Source organism: Streptomyces sp. TBY4 (assembly GCF_024213195.1).
Taxonomy (GTDB): Bacteria; Actinomycetota; Actinomycetes; order Streptomycetales; family Streptomycetaceae; genus Streptomyces.
In genome coordinates this window covers 250204-265790 of sequence record NZ_JANAVF010000001.1, presented here as the reverse complement: position 1 = coordinate 265790, position 15587 = coordinate 250204, and the positions used below count along the sequence as shown (strand labels likewise).

The following is a 15587-nucleotide window of genomic DNA, read 5'->3' as shown; positions in this document are numbered from 1 at the left end:
ATGGCGAGGGGGGTGGCGGCTCAGGGGAGGTCGAAGGTGAAGTCCACTGAACCGTCCTTGCCGTCCAGGGCCTCCGTGAGCGTGAGAGTTCCGTCCTGCGCCTCGGAGACCCGCACGAAGAGGGAGGGCTTCTCCTCGCCGGGAAGCGCGAGGGAGAAGTAAGGGTCCATCTCCATGAGGAAGTCCCAGCCCTCGCGCTGGGGCGCGTCCAGGGCCTCGGCGTGCCGACCGGCTGCCCACCAGGTGTCGGCCGGGTCGGCAGTGGCGGTGATGTCGACGGCGTATCTCTCGAGGCACGTCGCTTCATTGGCCCACCATTCGAGGCGGGCCCGACCCGCGATGCGATCCATGGGCACACTATGCACATCAGCGGCGGGTCAGGAGTCCTCGCTGCATGGCCACGACCACCGCGTGGGTGCGGTCGCTGACGTCCAGTTTGGCGAAGACGCGGAGCAGGTGGGTCTTGACCGTGGCTTCGGCGATGACCAGCCTCCGGCCGATCTCCACATTGGACAGTCCGTCCGCCACCGCGTTGAGGACGTCCACCTCGCGGGCGGTCAACGGCACGACGGCGGGCCGGCGCATCCGGGCCACCAGGCGCTCCGCGACCCGCGGGGCCAGGACGGTTTCGCCCCGGGACGCGGAGTGGATGGCGTCGACGAGCTGCTCGCGGGTGGTGTCCTTGAGCAGGTACCCGATCGCCCCGGCCTCCACCGCGCGCTCGATCTCCTCGTCGGTGTCGTACGTCGTCAGGATCAGCACCCGGGTGGGGGCGGGGCCGGCGACGATCTCGGCCGTGGCGCTCACCCCGTCCAGTACGGGCATCCGCAGATCGATCAGTGCGACGTCCGGCCGCAGGCGCTCGATCAGTTCCACGGCGGCGCGGCCGTCCCCGGCCTCACCGACGATGTCGACGGTCGGTTCCGAGGCCAGTAGGGCCACCACGCCGGCGCGCATGACCGTGTGGTCGTCCACCACCACGACGCGCAGGGACGGTTCTGGGGTCATGTCATGCCTCATCGTTCGTGGGGATCAGGGCCAGGATGCGGGTGCCGTCACCGACGGAGCTGGTGACCGTGAGGTCTCCGCCGAGTTCGGCGAGACGCTTTCTCATGCCGCCGAGGCCGAACCCGCGGGCGTCCTCGACGGCGAAGCCCTGGCCGTCGTCGGTGATCTCCAGCTCCACGCCGTACGGCCGTTGCGCGAGGACCACGTCCACCGTGGAGGCGGCCGCGTGCTTGCGGACGTTGGCCAGGGACTCCTGGGTGCAGCGCAGCAGGGCGATCCGGGTCGGCTGGTCGCATTCGACCTCGGCCAGGTCGGAGATGACGTGGAGCCCCGTGTCCTCGGAGAAGCGGTCCAGGGTCCGGCGCAGGGTCGCCGCGACGGATCCCGGTGTGAGTCCGCTCTGCGGGGCCGCCCCGACCAGGACCCGGGCCTCCGCGAAGTTCTCCCGAGCGGTCTGCTCGATGGACAGCAACTGTTGTGCACTGCGCCCCGGATCGGTTTCCAGGCTGGAGCGGGCCGCCTCCGCCAGCACGATGATGGAGGCGAACCCCTGGGCGAGGGTGTCGTGGATCTCCCGGGCGAGGCGCTCGCGCTCCTGCGCCGCACCCTGGATCCGGTGTGCCGTGGCCAGGTCGAGCTGTGCGCTGTCCAACTCGGCGCGCAACTGGGCCCGTTCGTCGCGGGCCGCGAGTGCTCTCGGGGTCAGTAAAGCGATCAGCACGCTCACCGCGTAGACGGAGAGGGAGGAGATGGTGTTCGTGGTGAGGTTCTCGGCTCCCCAGCCCTGCCGCAGGGTGCCGCCGAGGGTGATCGCCGTGGCCCCCAGGCCGCTGAGAACGATCGCGGCCCGGAGGTTCTCCACGAAGATGACGAACTGCGGCAGGGCCAGGGTGTAGAGCACTCCGTACCCGTCGCGCAGGTACGAGAGGGCCGCGAGGGTGACCAGCAGCACGATCAGGTGAACGTAGCCCCCGCGTACGGGATTTCCGGGCAGCCGCCTGACGAACGCGTAGCTGAAGGCGAGCAGGCCCAGGAGTGCGAGCGACCCGTACTTCACCGGACCCGGGAGGTCGGCGAGGGCGGTGAGCAGCATCAGGAGTCCGATGACGGCCCAGGACAGGATGTCCCACCAGTGGAGCATCCATATCCAGAACGGGTCGCCTTGCCTGGGCCGTTGCAGCATGATCGTCAGCCTACGTTCTGCGGCGGGCGTTCGGTGGACGGAGAGCTCTGCACCGGGTGGGCCTCGGGCGTACGACGCGTGCGGCCCTTGCGGCGCACACCGCCCAGCGGGCGCCAGGCCCGCTCTCCGAGGAGGAGCAGCAGCGAGGGGAGGAGCATGAGCCGGACCACCACGGCGTCCAGCAGGACCGCGAGGGCCAGGCAGAAGCCCATCTGCTTCATCTCGGTGAGGTGCAGGGCCACGAAGGCCCCGAACACCGTCACCATCACGATGGCCGCGCTGGTCACCACCCTGGCGGACCGGCCGATGCCCTCCAGCACGGCTTCGCGGGCGGTCATCCCGTTGTCCCTCGCCTCCTTGATGCGGCTGACGACGAACACCTGGTAGTCCATGGAGAGTCCGAAGAGGATGACGAAGAGGAACAGCGGGACCCGGGAGGCGATCGCACCGAGGGAGTCAAAGCCCAGGAGGTCTTCCGCCCAGGTGCCCTGGAAGGTGGCGACCAGGGCGCCGAGGGCGGCTCCGGCCGACAACAGGTTGAGGAGCACCCCGATCAGGGCGATGACCGCCGACCGGAAGGCCCAGAGGGTCATCAGGAAGGTTGCCAGCAGCAGGAACCCGAGAACCAGGGGAAGTTTGCCCTTCTCGTGCTCCACATAGTCGAGGCCGCGGGCCACGTCTCCCGACACGGCCGCCTCGGCCCCCGTCAGCGCGCCGGCCGTCGCGGGCAGGTGCACCTGGCGGAGCCGGGTCAGCGAGGCGGCGCCCTCCTGCGAGGTCGCGGCGAAGGGAACGGCCAGCTCCAGCACGCTGATCCGGCCGTCGGCCGAGGTCAGGATCCTCGGCTCGGCGGTGCTGTGGAACAACGGATCGCTCTGGACGCGCCGGCCGAGTTCCGCCAGGGCGGTGCGGACCTCACCGGCGCGTTCAGGGGTGGACCTGACGCTGACCCGGTGCTGGGTGGTCAGTTCGGGGTAGGCCGCGTTGAGCCGGTCGTAGACCTGCATGGCGGGGATGTCCCGGGAGAAGGTGTCCCGGCCCGGATCGACGAGCTTGAGACCGAACGCGGGTGCGGCCAGGCCGAGCATGGCCAGGACGGACACGCACAGCGTGAGGACGGGTCGCGTGCGCGCGGGCCTCAGGAGGGCTCCGGACAGCCGTCCGGTGCTCGCGCGGGCCGCGCGCCCGCCACCGGCTGCACGGCGCGGCCACGGTAGCCTCGTACGCGGCCGCTCACCCCGTAGGGCCCGGCGCTCGGTGCGGCGGCCGATCTTCACCAGCAGCGCGGGCAGCACGGTCAGCGAGCTGGCGACGGCCACTGCGACGACCAGGATGGTTCCGGTGGCGAGGGAGGAGAAGATGACGTCGGTGGCGAGGTAGAGGGAGGCGGTGGACACGATCACGGCGAGCCCGGAGACCACGATGGCCCGTCCCGCGGTCGCGGCCGCCAGTTCGACCAGGGCCTCGGAGCTCAGCCGGCCCTGGGCACGGGCCCGTTCCTCGCGCTCCCGCTCCAGGTAGAAGAGGGTGTAGTCGACACCGACGGCGAGGCCGATGAGCAGGATCATGTTGGTGCCGACTCCGGGGTCGGGCAGGAGGTGCGAGGCGACCATGGACAGCCCGAGGGCGGCCGCGATCGAGGAGAGCGCGAGCAGCAGGGGGACGCCCGCCATCACGACGGAGCCGAACACCAGCAGCAGGGTGATCAGGGTGAGGGGCAGGGTGAGGCGCTCCGACAGGGCCAGGTCCTTGCTCCGCTGGTCGTTGACCCCCTTGCTGATGGCCGGGGAGCCGGTCTCCTCCACGATCAGGCCGGGATGGGCGGCGGCCACCTGGGCGGTCTGCTCCAGGAGCGGAACGACGTTCTTCCTGCCGTCCAGCTCCGGTCCCTTCATGACCACCGCCACCATCAGGGCCGTGCCGTCGCGGGAGCGCAGGGGGGCGGCGATGCGCTCGACCCCGGGCAGCCGGCGCATCCGCTCGGTGACGTCCTGAGCTGCCGCGTCGGCGGCTGCCGCGTCCAGCGGGCCGGACCGGGAGCGGATGAGTATCTGTTCCGTGGGCCTGCGCTCCAGGCCGCCTTCGGCGGCGATGGCTTCGGCGCGGCCGGCCTCGCCGACCCGGAAGTCCTCGGAGGCGGCCTGGTTGCTGCCGACGGCGATGCCGGCGCCGAGGCAGAGGATCACGAAGGCGAACCAGCAGGCGATCGCTCGTCCTGCGTGACGGGCGCTCCAGCGGGCGATTCTGACGGTTGGTCGGTTCATGTCTGGATCATGCGCGTCGGGCCGAGGCGGGCATGACGTCCGGCAGACTGAACTTCTTGTCCACCGGTCGATGGACACCGGGGAGCGTATGGCCATGGAATCAGTGCGGATCAGGCCGGCGCGGGAGGAAGACCTTCCGTCGGCGGAGCGGGCTTCGGCGGTGCTCTTCTTCGAGGCGGACCAGAGCACCAGGAGGGTCGGCGAACCGGAGATCCGGCCCCGTTCGGAAGCCGGATCGAAGCAGTGGATCGAACGGATGCGGTTCTATCTGGAGATCGATCCCGCGGGGTGCTGGGTCGCGGTCGAGGAGGACGGGAGCGGCGCTGGTGGCGACGTGGTCGGGTTCGCCATGGCGCAGAACCGCGGCCAGGTCTGGTGCCTCGCCACCTACGGCGTGCTGACCCGCCATCAGGGCCGGGGCATCGGCAGGCGGCTGATGGACGCCGCGCTGGCGCACGCCGACGGCCGGCCGGGGCTGTTCTCCTCCTCGGTGCACCCGGGTGCGACCCGGCGCTACCGGCAGGCGGGCTTCCTGCTGTACCCGCAGATGCGGATGGTCGGCACGGTCGACCGGTCCACGCTTCCCGCGGGCGGCGGGCTCCGCGAGGGCCGGCCCGAGGACCTCGAATGGATGGACCGGCTGGACGAGCGGCTCCGCGGGGCCGGTCACGGACCCGACCACGCCTACATGCTCGAGCGCCTCAGGCTGGTCGTGTCCCGGGATCCGCGCAGGCCGGGATACGCGTACATCGACGACGAGGAGAACCGGGCCGTACTCCTCGCCGCGGCGGAGCCGGGGACCGCCCAGGACCTGCTGTGGGAGGCCCTCGCCGCCTCCCGGGGCGACACGCTCGTCAACTGCATCACCACCGCCAACCACTGGGCGGTCGACGTCGGCCTGGCCGCGCGGCTGGACATCGGCCAGGAGGGCTACCTCGCGCTCCGCGGCATGGCGGAACCGGCTCCCTATCTCGCCAGCGGCCACTTCCTCTGACGGATCCGGTCCACAAGGACAGCGCGTACCTGCTGAAGCCCCCTTGACCCTCCGGGCCGCTTCGGCCTAGCGTGATCCACGGCCGTAGAAAGCGCTTTCTATTCGGGGCCTTCCACTGCCGGAGCCCCGTCGGCCGACGAGCCGAGCACCACCGGAGTGACCGAAAGAGAGCGCACACGTGCAGCCACCGCCACCCCACCCGCCGATCACGACGCTGACCACGGACGGGACCGGCTTCCTGCGCGACGGCCGCCCGCACCGGATCGTCTCCGCGGCCATCCACTACTTCCGGGTGCACCCCGGTCTCTGGTCCGACCGGCTGCTGCGCCTGCGCGCGATGGGCGTGAACACCGTCGAGACCTACGTGGCCTGGAACGTCCACGAGCCCCGCCCCGGCGCGTTCACCTTCGACGGGCCGAACGACGTGGCGGCCTTCATCCGCACCGCGGGCGCGCTGGGCCTCGACGTCATCGTCCGGCCGGGCCCCTACATCTGCGCCGAATGGGACTTCGGCGGGCTGCCCGGATGGCTGCTGGCCGACCGTACGATCCGGATCCGCCGGCGCGACCCCGCCTACCTGGCCGCGGTGGACGCCTGGTTCGACGCCCTGGCCCCCGTACTGGTCCCGCTCCTCGGCAGCAGGGGCGGGCCGGTCGTGGCGATGGGGGTCGAGAACGAGTACGGCAGCTTCGGCAACGACACCGGCTATCTGGAACACCTCCGCGACGGCCTGGTCCGACGGGGCCTCGACTGCCTGCTGTTCACCACCGACGGGGCCGACCACGGGTTCCAGCTCGGCGGGCGCATCCCCGGCGTCCTGACCACCGGGACCTTCGGCTCCCGCCCCGAGAGCTCGCTCGCCACCCTGCGCACCTACCAGCCGGAAGGGCCGCTGGTCTGCGTGGAGTACTGGCACGGCTGGTTCGACCACTGGGGCGAACCGCACCACACGCGCGACCCCGAGGACGCCGCCGCCACCCTCGACAGCCTCCTCGCCGCGGGCGCCTCGGTGAACATCTACATGGGCCACGGCGGCACCAACTTCGGCTGGTGGAACGGCGCCAACCACGACGGCACCTCCTACCAGCCCGACGTGACCAGCTACGACTACGACGCCCCCGTCGGCGAAGCCGGCGAACTCACCCCGAAGTTCCACCTCTTCCGCGAGGTCATCGGCCGGCACACCGCCCCCGTCACCCACGAACCGCCCCCGCTGCCCCCGCGCGTGGCGCCCCGGCTGCTCACCGTGGACGCGCGGGCCTCACTGGCCGGCTCCCTGGACGTACTCTCCAAGCCCGTCCACCACGTCGATCCGCTGACCATGGAAGAAGCCGGCCAGTCCCTGGGGCTGATCCACTACCGGACCCGCCTGCGCGGGCCCCTGCCCGCCGCGGAGCTGCGCATCGACGGACTGGCCGATCGGGCCCAGGTCTTCCTGGACGGCCGGGAGATCGGACTGCTGGAACGGGACGAGCCGCTCGCGGCGCTCACCGTCACCGTGCCCGACGGGGGAGCGGAGCTCGAGATCCTGGTGGAGAACCAGGGGCGCATCAACTACGGTCCGCTGCTGGCCGATCGCAAGGGCATCCGCGAGGGGGTCAGGCTGGACAACCAGTACCAGTTCGGCTGGGAGACCAGACCGCTGCCCCTCGACGACCTGGCGGGAATCGAGTTCGGCCCCGGTCCCCTCCCGGAGGGCCCCTCCTTCCACCGGGTCACCGTCGAACTGGACTCCGCCGCCGACGCGTTCATCGCCCTGCCCGGATGGACCAAGGGCATGGTCTGGCTGAACGGCTTCGCCCTGGGCAGGTTCTGGGAGCGCGGCCCGCAGAAGACCCTGTACGCGCCGGCCCCGCTCTGGCGCGCGGGCGGGAACACCCTGGTGATTCTCGAACTGCACCGCCCCGGCACCACCGTCGAACTCCGCGACACCCCGGACCTCGGCACGGAGGCACCCGCGCCCATTCCCGTCTGGTAGCCGCGGCCGCGGGCCTCGCGGGGGCCTCGCACCGGCCTCCGCGCGGCCCCGCCGCGGCCCGTCAGAGCCCGCCAGAGCCCGTCAGGGCCGGATGGCCCAAGGCGCCTCCGCGTCCGGCCGTGTCGCCCCCGGAGTCGCCGGGGCCCCTGTCATCGTGGGCCACCGCGTCCGTCTTCCCCGGGAGGTACCTCCGTGTCCCGACGCCCGCACGGCCACTCCGGTCGGATCCGCCCGTCGCTGCGCCTGGCCGCCGCCACCGCCGTGTGCGGTGCGCTGCTCGCCGTCACCGTGCCGCCCGCGCAGGCCGGAGCCGACCGCAACCCGCCCTCCGGATCCGCCCTCCACCAGGAGCTCCGGGAGCTGGTGGAGCGGCCCGACGGGCCCCCCGGGGTCCTCGCCGTCCTGCGCGACGGCGACCGTACGGAGGTCTACCGGGCGGGCGTGGCCGACGTGGAGAGCGGCAGGCCGCCGCGGGCCACGGACCACATGCGGATCGCCAGCGTCGCCAAGGCCTTCAGCGGAGCGGTGGCCCTCGTCCTCGTCGACCGCGGCCGGCTGCGGCTTGACTCCACGATCGGCGAGGTGCTGCCCGGACAGCCGGCCGCATGGCACGGAGTGACTCTCCGTCAACTCCTCAACCACACCAGCGGATTGCCGGACTACTCCAGTTCCGAGGGGTTCATCGACATCGTCTCCGAGGACCCCCGCCACCGCTTCGACTCCCGCCGCCTGCTGGAGTTCGTGGCCGACGAGGACCTCGAGTTCCCGCCGGGCAGCCGCTACGCGTACTCCAACTCCGACAACATCGCCGTCGCCCTCATGGCCGAGGCCGTCACCGGACGCCGGTACGAGACGCTGCTGCGCGAGCTCGTCCAGGAGCCGCTGGGCCTGCGGGCCACGAGCCTGCCCCAGGGGTTCCGGCTGCCCGTGCCCTTCCTCCACGGCTACCAGATCGACCCGGAGGAGGGGCCCGTCGACGTCAGCGAGGCCGTCAGCGCCTCGGGAGCCTGGGCGTCCGGGGGCATCGTGTCCACGGCGAAGGACCTGACCGCCTTCATCCGGGGCTACGCCGGCGGAGAGCTCGTCTCGGAGCGCACCCGGCGCCAGCAGTTCAAGTTCATCCCCGGAGCCCTGTCCCAGCCCCCCGGCCCCGGCCGCACCGAGGCGGGCCTGGCGATCTTCCGGTACACCACCCGCTGCGGAACGGTGTACGGCCACACCGGCAACACGGCCGGCTACACGCAGCTCGTGGCGGCCACGGCGGACGGCCGGCGCTCCCTCACCTTCTCGATCACCACCCAGACCTCCCTCACCATCAACCCCGACCTGCTCGGACAGGTCCGCGAGGTCCAGGAGGACTTCGTCTGCGCCCTGCTGCGCAAGTGACCCGGGCGCCCGCCCGGCGGCCGCACGGTTCCCGCGGGTGCGGGCTTCACCCCCATGGGGGAAGCTGGAAACACCCCGGGGTGCCGGCGCCGGGCGCAGTGGCGAGGGCGAGGAAGGTCTTCCGTGAACGTTTCCGCAGGTGGCCGCCCCGCACGGGCATCCCGGCACGCATCCCGGCGCCCGTCCCGGCGCACAGCCCGGACGGCCACCGTGCTGTGCGCGGTGGCCGCGATGACGGCCGCCGTGCTCCCGGTCTCCGCGCACACCGCCTCCGGGTCCCCGGCCCGGACGCCGGTCCCGGCGGATCCGGTGGTGGTCGTCGACTGCTCCTCGCAGGCCCAGGTGCGCCCCACGGAGTACATCCTGGCCTGCGGCGACGGCAACAACCGGCTCGTGGAGCTCCGCTGGGACACCTGGGGTCCGGGCACCGCCACGGCCACCGGCACCGACATGGTGAACGACTGCCGCCCGTACTGCGCGGCCGGCCGCTTCCGCGCCTACCCGGTCACGGTGACCCTGGCCAATCCGCAGGCCTGGCCCGACCACCCCGACCTGCTCCGCTTCACCACCATCCGGCTCCTCTACACCGACACCGCACCGGACCCGGTCCCCAAGGACGTGACCTACGAGCTGGTGTACTGACCCGGCTCCGGGGCCCTTCACGGGATACGGTCGGCTCCATGGACGGTGATCGACAAGGGTGGCGCCCGACCCTGCTGAGCGGGGCGGTGTTCGCCGTGTGCATGGCCGGCACCACGCTGCCGACCCCCCTCTACGGGCTCTACCAGGAGAAGTTCGGCTTCTCCGCGCTGATGGTGACCGTGGTGTACGCCGTGTACGCCTTCGGGGTGATCGGCGTCCTGCTGCTGGCGGGCAACGCCTCGGACACCGTGGGCCGGCGACCGGTCCTGCTGGCGGGGCTCGGCTTCGCCGCGGCGAGCGCCGTCTGCTTCCTGTGCGCCGACGGGATGCCCTGGCTGTACGCGGGACGGCTGCTGTCCGGTCTCTCCGCCGGCCTGTTCACCGGGGCCGCCACGGCCTACGTGATGGAGCTGGCGCCGCCCGGCGGCGCCGCCCGCGCCACGTTCGTCGCGACGGCCGCCAACATGGGCGGACTGGGCTGCGGTCCGCTGCTCGCCGGCATCCTCGCGCAGTACGCCCCCTGGCCCCTGTACCTGTCGTTCGTGGTGCACCTCGGGCTCGTGGCGGCCGCGGCCCTCGTCCTGCTGAAGCTGCCCGAGACGGTACGGGAGCGGCGGCCGCTGAGCACCGTACGACCGCAGCGGCCCGCCCTGCCCCCGCAGGTGCGGGCGGTGTTCGGACCGGCCGCGATCGCCGCGTTCGTGGGCTTCGCCCTGTTCGGCGTGTTCACCTCCGTCAGCCCGGCCTTCCTCGCGGAGTCCCTGGACGTGCACAACCGGGCCGTGAGCGGACTGGTGGTCGCCCTGGCCTTCTTCGCCTCGACCGCCGGGCAGCTGGCCGTCGGCCGCGTCGGCGAGGAGCGCTCGCTGCCGCTGGGATGCGCCGCGCTCCTCGCCGGGCTGGCACTGCTCGCCGGCGCGCTGTTCTGGGACCTGCTGGCGCTGGTGGTGCTGAGCGCGCTCGTCGGCGGACTCGGGCAGGGGCTGGCCTTCCGCGGGGCCCTGTCCGCCGTGGCCGGGGCCTCTCCCGCGGACCAGCGGGCCGCCGTGATCTCCACGCTGTTCCTGGTGGCGTACACCGGCATCTCGCTGCCCGTGATCGGAGTGGGCGTACTGGAGGGCCCCCTCGGGCTGGAGGGCGCCGGACTGGTGTTCATCGCCTGCATGGCGGTCCTCGTGCTGGCCGCGGCCGGCTACCTGCTCAGGCGCCCGGCGCGGGCGGCCGCCGGCTGAGCGCGCGGGGACCGCCCGGCCGCCCGCGGGCGGGGCGCGCGGTCCCCAGGACTCACGCCCCGCCGGCGGCCGTCGGGTACGCCACCTCGGCGAGGGTGTGCGGAACCGCCCAGTTGCGGTCCCGTTCGAAGGTGCGGAGCAGGTCCGCCGCGACGCTCACCGCGATCGTGGCGGGCTCCTTGCCCGTGATCTCGGTCAGGCCGATCGGGGTCGTGATCCGGTCGATGGTGCCGGCGTCATGACCGCCCTCGGTGGCCAGGCGCTGCCGGAACCGCGTCCACTTCGCGGACGAGCCGATCAGACCGATCGAGCCGAGACCGTCGGTGCGCAGGGCGGCGTCGCACAGCGCGGCGTCCTCGGCGTGGTCGTGCGTCATGATCAGGACGTGGGTGCCGGGCGGCAGCTCCCCGAGCACCGTCTCCGGCAGCAGCGGCGTGTGGTGCACGTGCACCTGCGCCACCGCGTCGCCCAGCACACCGAGCCGTTCGTCGGTGAGCATGTCCTGACGGCTGTCGACGAGGTGCAGGTCGAGGTCCTGGCGGGCCAGGATGCGCGCCAGTTCCAGCCCGACGTGGCCGACACCGAACACGGCCACCGCCTGGACCACCGGCAGCGGCTCCAGCAGCACGGTGACGGCCCCGCCGCAGCACTGCACGCCGTGCGGGCCGGTGACCTTGTCGTTCAGCGCGAACTCCATCAGCTCCGTCTCCGGATCGGCCGCGCCGCACAGCTCGCGCGCCCGGTCGATGGCGACGGCCTCGATGTTGCCCCCGCCGATCGACCCCCAGGTCTGCGTCCGTCCCACGACGAGCTTGGCACCGGCCCGGCGGGGCGCGTGGCCGCGCACGGTCGCGACGGTCACGAGCACACCGGGTTCCCGGCGTGCCCGCAGCCGCGCGACCGCGGCGACCCAGCCCATGTCAGACATGGCTCACGGCGTTCGCCCCGGCGAGGACCCCGCCGGCGCCGGGCGCCCGCCCGTCGCGGGGCGCACCGCCCTCGCGGACCCCCTCGATCGCCCAGTACACGGCCTCCGGCGTGGCGGGCGAGGCGAGCTCCACGCTGATTCCGGCGGGCCCGAACTCCGCGGCCGCCTGCCGCAGGGCCTCCCGGACCGAGAAGGCCAGCATCAGCGGGGGCTCACCGACCGCCTTGGACCCGTAGACCGCGCCCTCCTCGGTGGCGTTCTCCATCAGCCGGACGTTGAACTCCTCCGGCATCTCCGAGAAGCTCGGCAGCTTGTAGGTGCTCGCGGCCTGGGTCAGCAGGCGGCCGCGGTGCGGGCCGTCGCCGGAGTCCCAGCGCATGTCCTCCAGCGTCAGCCAGCCCGCGCCCTGGACGAAGCCGCCCTCGACCTGACCGATGTCGATCATCGGGGAAAGGCTGTCGCCGACGTCGTGGACGATGTCCACCCGCAGGATCCGGTACGCGCCGGTGAAGCCGTCCACCTCCACCTCGGTCGCGGCGGCCCCGTAGGAGAAGTACTTGAAGGGCGAGCCGTGGAACGCCTTCGCGTCCCAGTGCAGGCCCTCGGTCCGGTAGAAACCGGCCGCCGAGAGCTGGACCCGCTGGAAGTACGCGGTGCGCACCAGGTCGTCCCAGGCCAGCTCCTTGTCCACGCCCAGAGCGCGCGCGACGCCCTCGACGATGCGCACGTCCGAGGCGTTCGTACCCAGCTGCGTGCCGGCCACCTGGAGCAGCCGGTCACGGATCTGCTCGCAGGCGTTCTTCACCGCTGCGCCGTTGAGGTCCGCCCCGGCACTGGCGGCGGTGGCGGAGGTGTTGGGCACCTTGTCGGTGCGCGTCGGGGCGAGGCGCACCTTGTGCAGCGGGATGCCCAGGGTGGTCGCGGCCACCTGGAGCATCTTGGTGTGCAGGCCCTGCCCCATCTCGGTGCCGCCGTGGTTGATCAGGACGGAGCCGTCCTTGTAGACCAGCACCAGCGCACCGGCCTGGTTGAAGGCGGTGAGGTTGAAGGAGATGCCGAACTTGATCCCGGTCAGCGCGAGCGCCCGCTTGGTGTGCGGGTGCGCCGCGTTGAAGGCCGCGATCTCCCGCTTGCGCTCGTTCAGGGCGGCGTCCTCGCGGACCTGGTGCCAGACGGCGGAGATCCGCTCGGGGTGGGAGACGGGCTGCCCGTACGGGGTCGACTGGCCCTGCCGGTAGAAGTTGCGCTCGCGCAGCTCCATCGGGTCCAGGCCGAGCAGCGGTGCGCACCGGCCCATGATGTCCTCGATCACCAGCATGCCCTGGGGGCCGCCGAAGCCGCGGAAGGCCGTGTTGGAGACCTTGTTGGTCCTGGCGATGCGGCCGGCGACGCGCGCGTTGGGGATCCAGTACGTGTTGTCGATGTGGCACAGCGCGCGGGCCACGACGGGCTCGGACAGGTCCAGGCTCCAGCCGCCGTCGGCGGTCAGGGTGGCGTCCAGGGCCTGGATGCGGCCCTCGGCGTCGAAGCCGATCTTCCACGTGGCGTGGAACCCGTGGCGCTTGCCGGACATGGTCAGGTCCTGGGTCCGGTTGAGCCGTACCCGGACCGGCCGGCCGGTGAGCTTGGCGCCGAGGGCGGCGACGGCCGCGAACCCGTGCGGCTGCATCTCCTTGCCGCCGAAGCCGCCGCCCATCCGCAGGCACTGCACGGTCACCTCGTGGCTGTGCAGGCCGAGTACGTGGGCGACGATCTCCTGCGTCTCCGAGGGGTGCTGGGTGCTGCTCTGGACGAACATCTGCCCGTTCTCGTCCAGGAGGGCGAGCGCCGCGTGCGTCTCGAGGTAGAAGTGCTCCTGGTCGGAGAACTGGAACTCCCCGGTGAACACGTGCGCGGAGTCCTCGAAGCCGGCGTCGACGTCGCCGGTGACCATCAGGGGCCGGGCGCCGTGGAAGCTGCCGGTCTCGATCGCCTCCTGCAGGGTGATCACGGAGGGCTGTTCGTCGAGTTCCACCTCGACGGCCGCGGCGCCGAGCCGGGCCGCCTCCAGGGTCTCGCCCAGCACCCATGCGACCGCGTGGCCGTGGAACATGACGGTGTCGGGGAACAGCGGCTCGTCGTGCTTCATGCCGGCGTCGTTGACACCGGGCACGTCGGCGCCGGTCAGTACGCGGACCACGCCCGGGACGGCGAGCGCCGGCTCGGTGCGCAGCGCCGTGATCCTTCCGTGGGCCTTCATGACCTGGACGGGGTAGGCGTGCAGGACGTCCCTGGTGCGGTGGACCAGGTCGTCGGTGTAGAGCGCCGCACCGGTGACGTGCAGGTTGGCGCTCTCGTGCGGCATCGACAGCCCGACGACGGGCTTTTCGGGGCGCTCGGACAACTGGCTCATGACTTCGCCGCCTCGGTGGTTCGCGCGTACAGCTTGTTCAGGCTCTGGCCGAGCATCGCGGAGCGGTAGAGGGCGCTGGCGCGGTGATCGTCCATCGGGGTGCCCTCGGACCGCAGGACGCGGGCCGCGGCCTCGACGGTTTCCGCCGTCCACGCCCGGCCCTCGAGGGCCGCCTCGGTGGCGAGGGCGCGGATCGGGGTGGCGGCCACGCCGCCCAGTCCGATGCGGGCCTTGCGGACGGTCCCGTCCTGGATGTCCAGGGCGAAGGCGACGGCGACGCTGGAGATGTCGTCGAAGCGCCGCTTGGCGATCTTGTGGAAGGCCGTGACCGGCGACAGCGGCAGCGGGACGCGCACCGCGCGGATCAGCTCCCCGGGACGGCGCACGCTCTGCCGGTAGCCGGTGAAGTACTCGGCGAGCGGGACCTCGCGCTCGCCTTCGGCGCCGGCCAGCAGCAGCGAGGCCTCCAGCGCGAGCAGCACCGGCGGACTGTCACCGATGGGCGAGCCGGTACCGAGGTTGCCGCCGAGGGTCGCGCTGTTGCGGATGAGCCGGGACGCGAACTGCGGGAACAGCTCCGCCAGGAGCGGGACGCTGCCGTCGAGGCGGCGTTCGATCTCGGTGAGCGTCTGCGCCGCCCCGATCTCGATGTGGTCCGACTCGACGCGCAGCTCCCGCAGTTCGGGCAGCCGGTCGACCGCGACCACGCAATCGGCCCGGCGGGAGCGGATGTTCACCTCCACGCCCCAGTCGGTGCTGCCGGCGACCACGACCGCACCGGGCCGCTCGCTCAGCAGCCGCACCGTCTCCGCGAGGGTGCCGGGCCGCAGGAACACGCTGTCGTCCTGGGCGTATTCGGTGGCGGCGGCCTCGGGCGGGGACTGCTCGCGGCGCTGCGCCAGTACGTCGTCCTCGGCGGGGGAGCCGACGGCGAAGGCGGCGTCGCGGATGGGGCGGTAGCCGGTGCAGCGGCACAGGTTCCCGCTCAGGGCGTGCAGGTCGAAACCGTTCGGGCCGTGCTCGGCGTCGCCGCCCGCGGCCGGGTCCTCGTCCGGTCCCGCGGCCGCGTCCGTGTGGGCGCAGCGGTCGGGGCGGTAGTACTCGGAGGCCATGCTGCAGATGAACCCCGGTGTGCAGTAACCGCATTGGGAGCCGCCGCGGACGGCCATCTCCTCCTGCACGGGGTGCAGGGCGGTGGCCGCACCGGACTCGTCGACGGTGGCGAGGCCTTCGGAGGTGATGACCTCCTGGCCGTCGAGCGCCAGGGCCGGAACCAGGCAGGCGTTGACCGCCACCCAGTCGGTGGGCTTGTTCACCCCGGGCCGGGCCACGAGCACGGAGCAGGCGCCGCATTCCCCTTCGGCGCAGCCCTCCTTGGTGCCGGTGAGGCCGCGGTCGCGCAGGAAGTCCAGCACCGTGGTGTGGGCCGGGGCCGGAGAGATCGGTGTCTCTCTCCCGTTGACCGTGATGCGCGCCGCTACCACGGTGCGTCCCCGTTCCGGGGCGCGGTCGATCGGACTGTACTGGTCGCCATGGCAGGAGCTTTCTCGTTCAGTGGCCGCGGCTCGATGGACCCGGAG

Annotated in this window: 12 protein-coding genes; 5 read left to right on the top strand and 7 right to left on the bottom strand. The window is 72.3% G+C overall.

Features of this window, described 5'->3' with window-relative positions; all coding sequences use genetic code 11:
• Nucleotides 1–20 precede the first annotated feature (20 nt).
• Genes NLX94_RS01240 through NLX94_RS01225 form a run of 4 tightly spaced genes read right to left on the bottom strand, consistent with a single transcriptional unit; the run spans nt 21 to nt 4455 of the window.
• Nucleotides 21–350, bottom strand: a complete 330-nt coding sequence (locus tag NLX94_RS01240; RefSeq protein ID WP_254380641.1) for a hypothetical protein — start codon at nt 348–350, stop codon at nt 21–23.
• A 16-nt stretch (nt 351–366) separates the two neighbouring features.
• Nucleotides 367–1008 (bottom strand): response regulator transcription factor, encoded by a 642-nt coding sequence (locus NLX94_RS01235; protein WP_254380640.1) that lies wholly within the window; start codon nt 1006–1008, stop codon nt 367–369.
• 1 nt (nt 1009) lies between these two features.
• Nucleotides 1010–2191: a sensor histidine kinase gene (locus tag NLX94_RS01230; RefSeq protein ID WP_254380639.1), complete on the bottom strand. Its 1182-nt coding sequence runs from the start codon at nt 2189–2191 to the stop codon at nt 1010–1012.
• A gap of 5 nt (nt 2192–2196) precedes the next feature.
• Nucleotides 2197–4455, bottom strand: a complete 2259-nt coding sequence (locus NLX94_RS01225; RefSeq protein ID WP_254380638.1) for an MMPL family transporter — start codon at nt 4453–4455, stop codon at nt 2197–2199.
• A gap of 94 nt (nt 4456–4549) precedes the next feature.
• Between NLX94_RS01225 and NLX94_RS01220 the strand changes: the two genes are divergently transcribed.
• From NLX94_RS01220 to NLX94_RS01200, 5 genes are all read left to right on the top strand, one after another.
• Entirely contained in the window at nt 4550–5449 is a 900-nt protein-coding gene (locus NLX94_RS01220) for a GNAT family N-acetyltransferase (protein ID WP_254380637.1), read from the top strand.
• Nucleotides 5450–5627: 178 nt separating this feature from the next.
• The gene (locus tag NLX94_RS01215; protein WP_254380636.1) at nt 5628–7427 is read left to right on the top strand and encodes a beta-galactosidase family protein; all 1800 of its coding nucleotides are present in this window, start codon (nt 5628–5630) and stop codon (nt 7425–7427) included.
• Nucleotides 7428–7619: 192 nt separating this feature from the next.
• The gene (locus NLX94_RS01210) at nt 7620–8813 is read left to right on the top strand and encodes a serine hydrolase domain-containing protein (RefSeq protein ID WP_254380635.1); all 1194 of its coding nucleotides are present in this window, start codon (nt 7620–7622) and stop codon (nt 8811–8813) included.
• Between the two features lie 123 nt (nt 8814–8936).
• Nucleotides 8937–9455, top strand: coding sequence for a hypothetical protein (locus NLX94_RS01205; RefSeq protein ID WP_254380634.1), 519 nt, complete (start codon nt 8937–8939; stop codon nt 9453–9455).
• A 38-nt stretch (nt 9456–9493) separates the two neighbouring features.
• A complete protein-coding gene (locus NLX94_RS01200) occupies nt 9494–10687 on the top strand; it encodes an MFS transporter (RefSeq protein ID WP_254380633.1) in 1194 nt (397 codons plus the stop codon).
• Between the two features lie 52 nt (nt 10688–10739).
• On the opposite strand, the gene xdhC is transcribed toward NLX94_RS01200, so the two are convergent.
• From xdhC to NLX94_RS01185, 3 genes are read right to left on the bottom strand one after another with little or no spacing between them, the layout of a single operon-like run.
• A complete protein-coding gene (gene xdhC / locus NLX94_RS01195; protein ID WP_254381199.1) occupies nt 10740–11606 on the bottom strand; it encodes a xanthine dehydrogenase accessory protein XdhC in 867 nt (288 codons plus the stop codon).
• A 1-nt stretch (nt 11607) separates the two neighbouring features.
• Complete coding sequence (xdhB, locus tag NLX94_RS01190; protein ID WP_254380632.1) at nt 11608–14007, bottom strand: xanthine dehydrogenase molybdopterin binding subunit; 2400 nt, start codon at nt 14005–14007, stop codon at nt 11608–11610.
• Entirely contained in the window at nt 14004–15491 is a 1488-nt protein-coding gene (locus NLX94_RS01185; RefSeq protein ID WP_254380631.1) for a xanthine dehydrogenase small subunit, read from the bottom strand. Before NLX94_RS01185 ends, xdhB begins: the two co-directional genes overlap by 4 nt.
• Nucleotides 15492–15587: the final 96 nt, after the last annotated feature.

What these genes read in the sequence shown, in the direction of transcription:
- NLX94_RS01240 (WP_254380641.1), bottom strand. Translation starts at nt 350, where the DNA reads ATGGATCGCATCGCGGGTCGGGCCCGCCTCGAATGGTGGGCCAATGAA.
- NLX94_RS01235 (WP_254380640.1), bottom strand. Translation starts at nt 1,008, where the DNA reads ATGACCCCAGAACCGTCCCTGCGCGTCGTGGTGGTGGACGACCACACG.
- NLX94_RS01230 (WP_254380639.1), bottom strand. Translation starts at nt 2,191, where the DNA reads ATGCTGCAACGGCCCAGGCAAGGCGACCCGTTCTGGATATGGATGCTC.
- NLX94_RS01225 (WP_254380638.1), bottom strand. Translation starts at nt 4,455, where the DNA reads ATGAACCGACCAACCGTCAGAATCGCCCGCTGGAGCGCCCGTCACGCA.
- NLX94_RS01220 (WP_254380637.1), top strand. Translation starts at nt 4,550, where the DNA reads ATGGAATCAGTGCGGATCAGGCCGGCGCGGGAGGAAGACCTTCCGTCG.
- NLX94_RS01200 (WP_254380633.1), top strand. Translation starts at nt 9,494, where the DNA reads ATGGACGGTGATCGACAAGGGTGGCGCCCGACCCTGCTGAGCGGGGCG.
- xdhC (WP_254381199.1), bottom strand. Translation starts at nt 11,606, where the DNA reads ATGGGCTGGGTCGCCGCGGTCGCGCGGCTGCGGGCACGCCGGGAACCC.
- xdhB (WP_254380632.1), bottom strand. Translation starts at nt 14,007, where the DNA reads ATGAGCCAGTTGTCCGAGCGCCCCGAAAAGCCCGTCGTCGGGCTGTCG.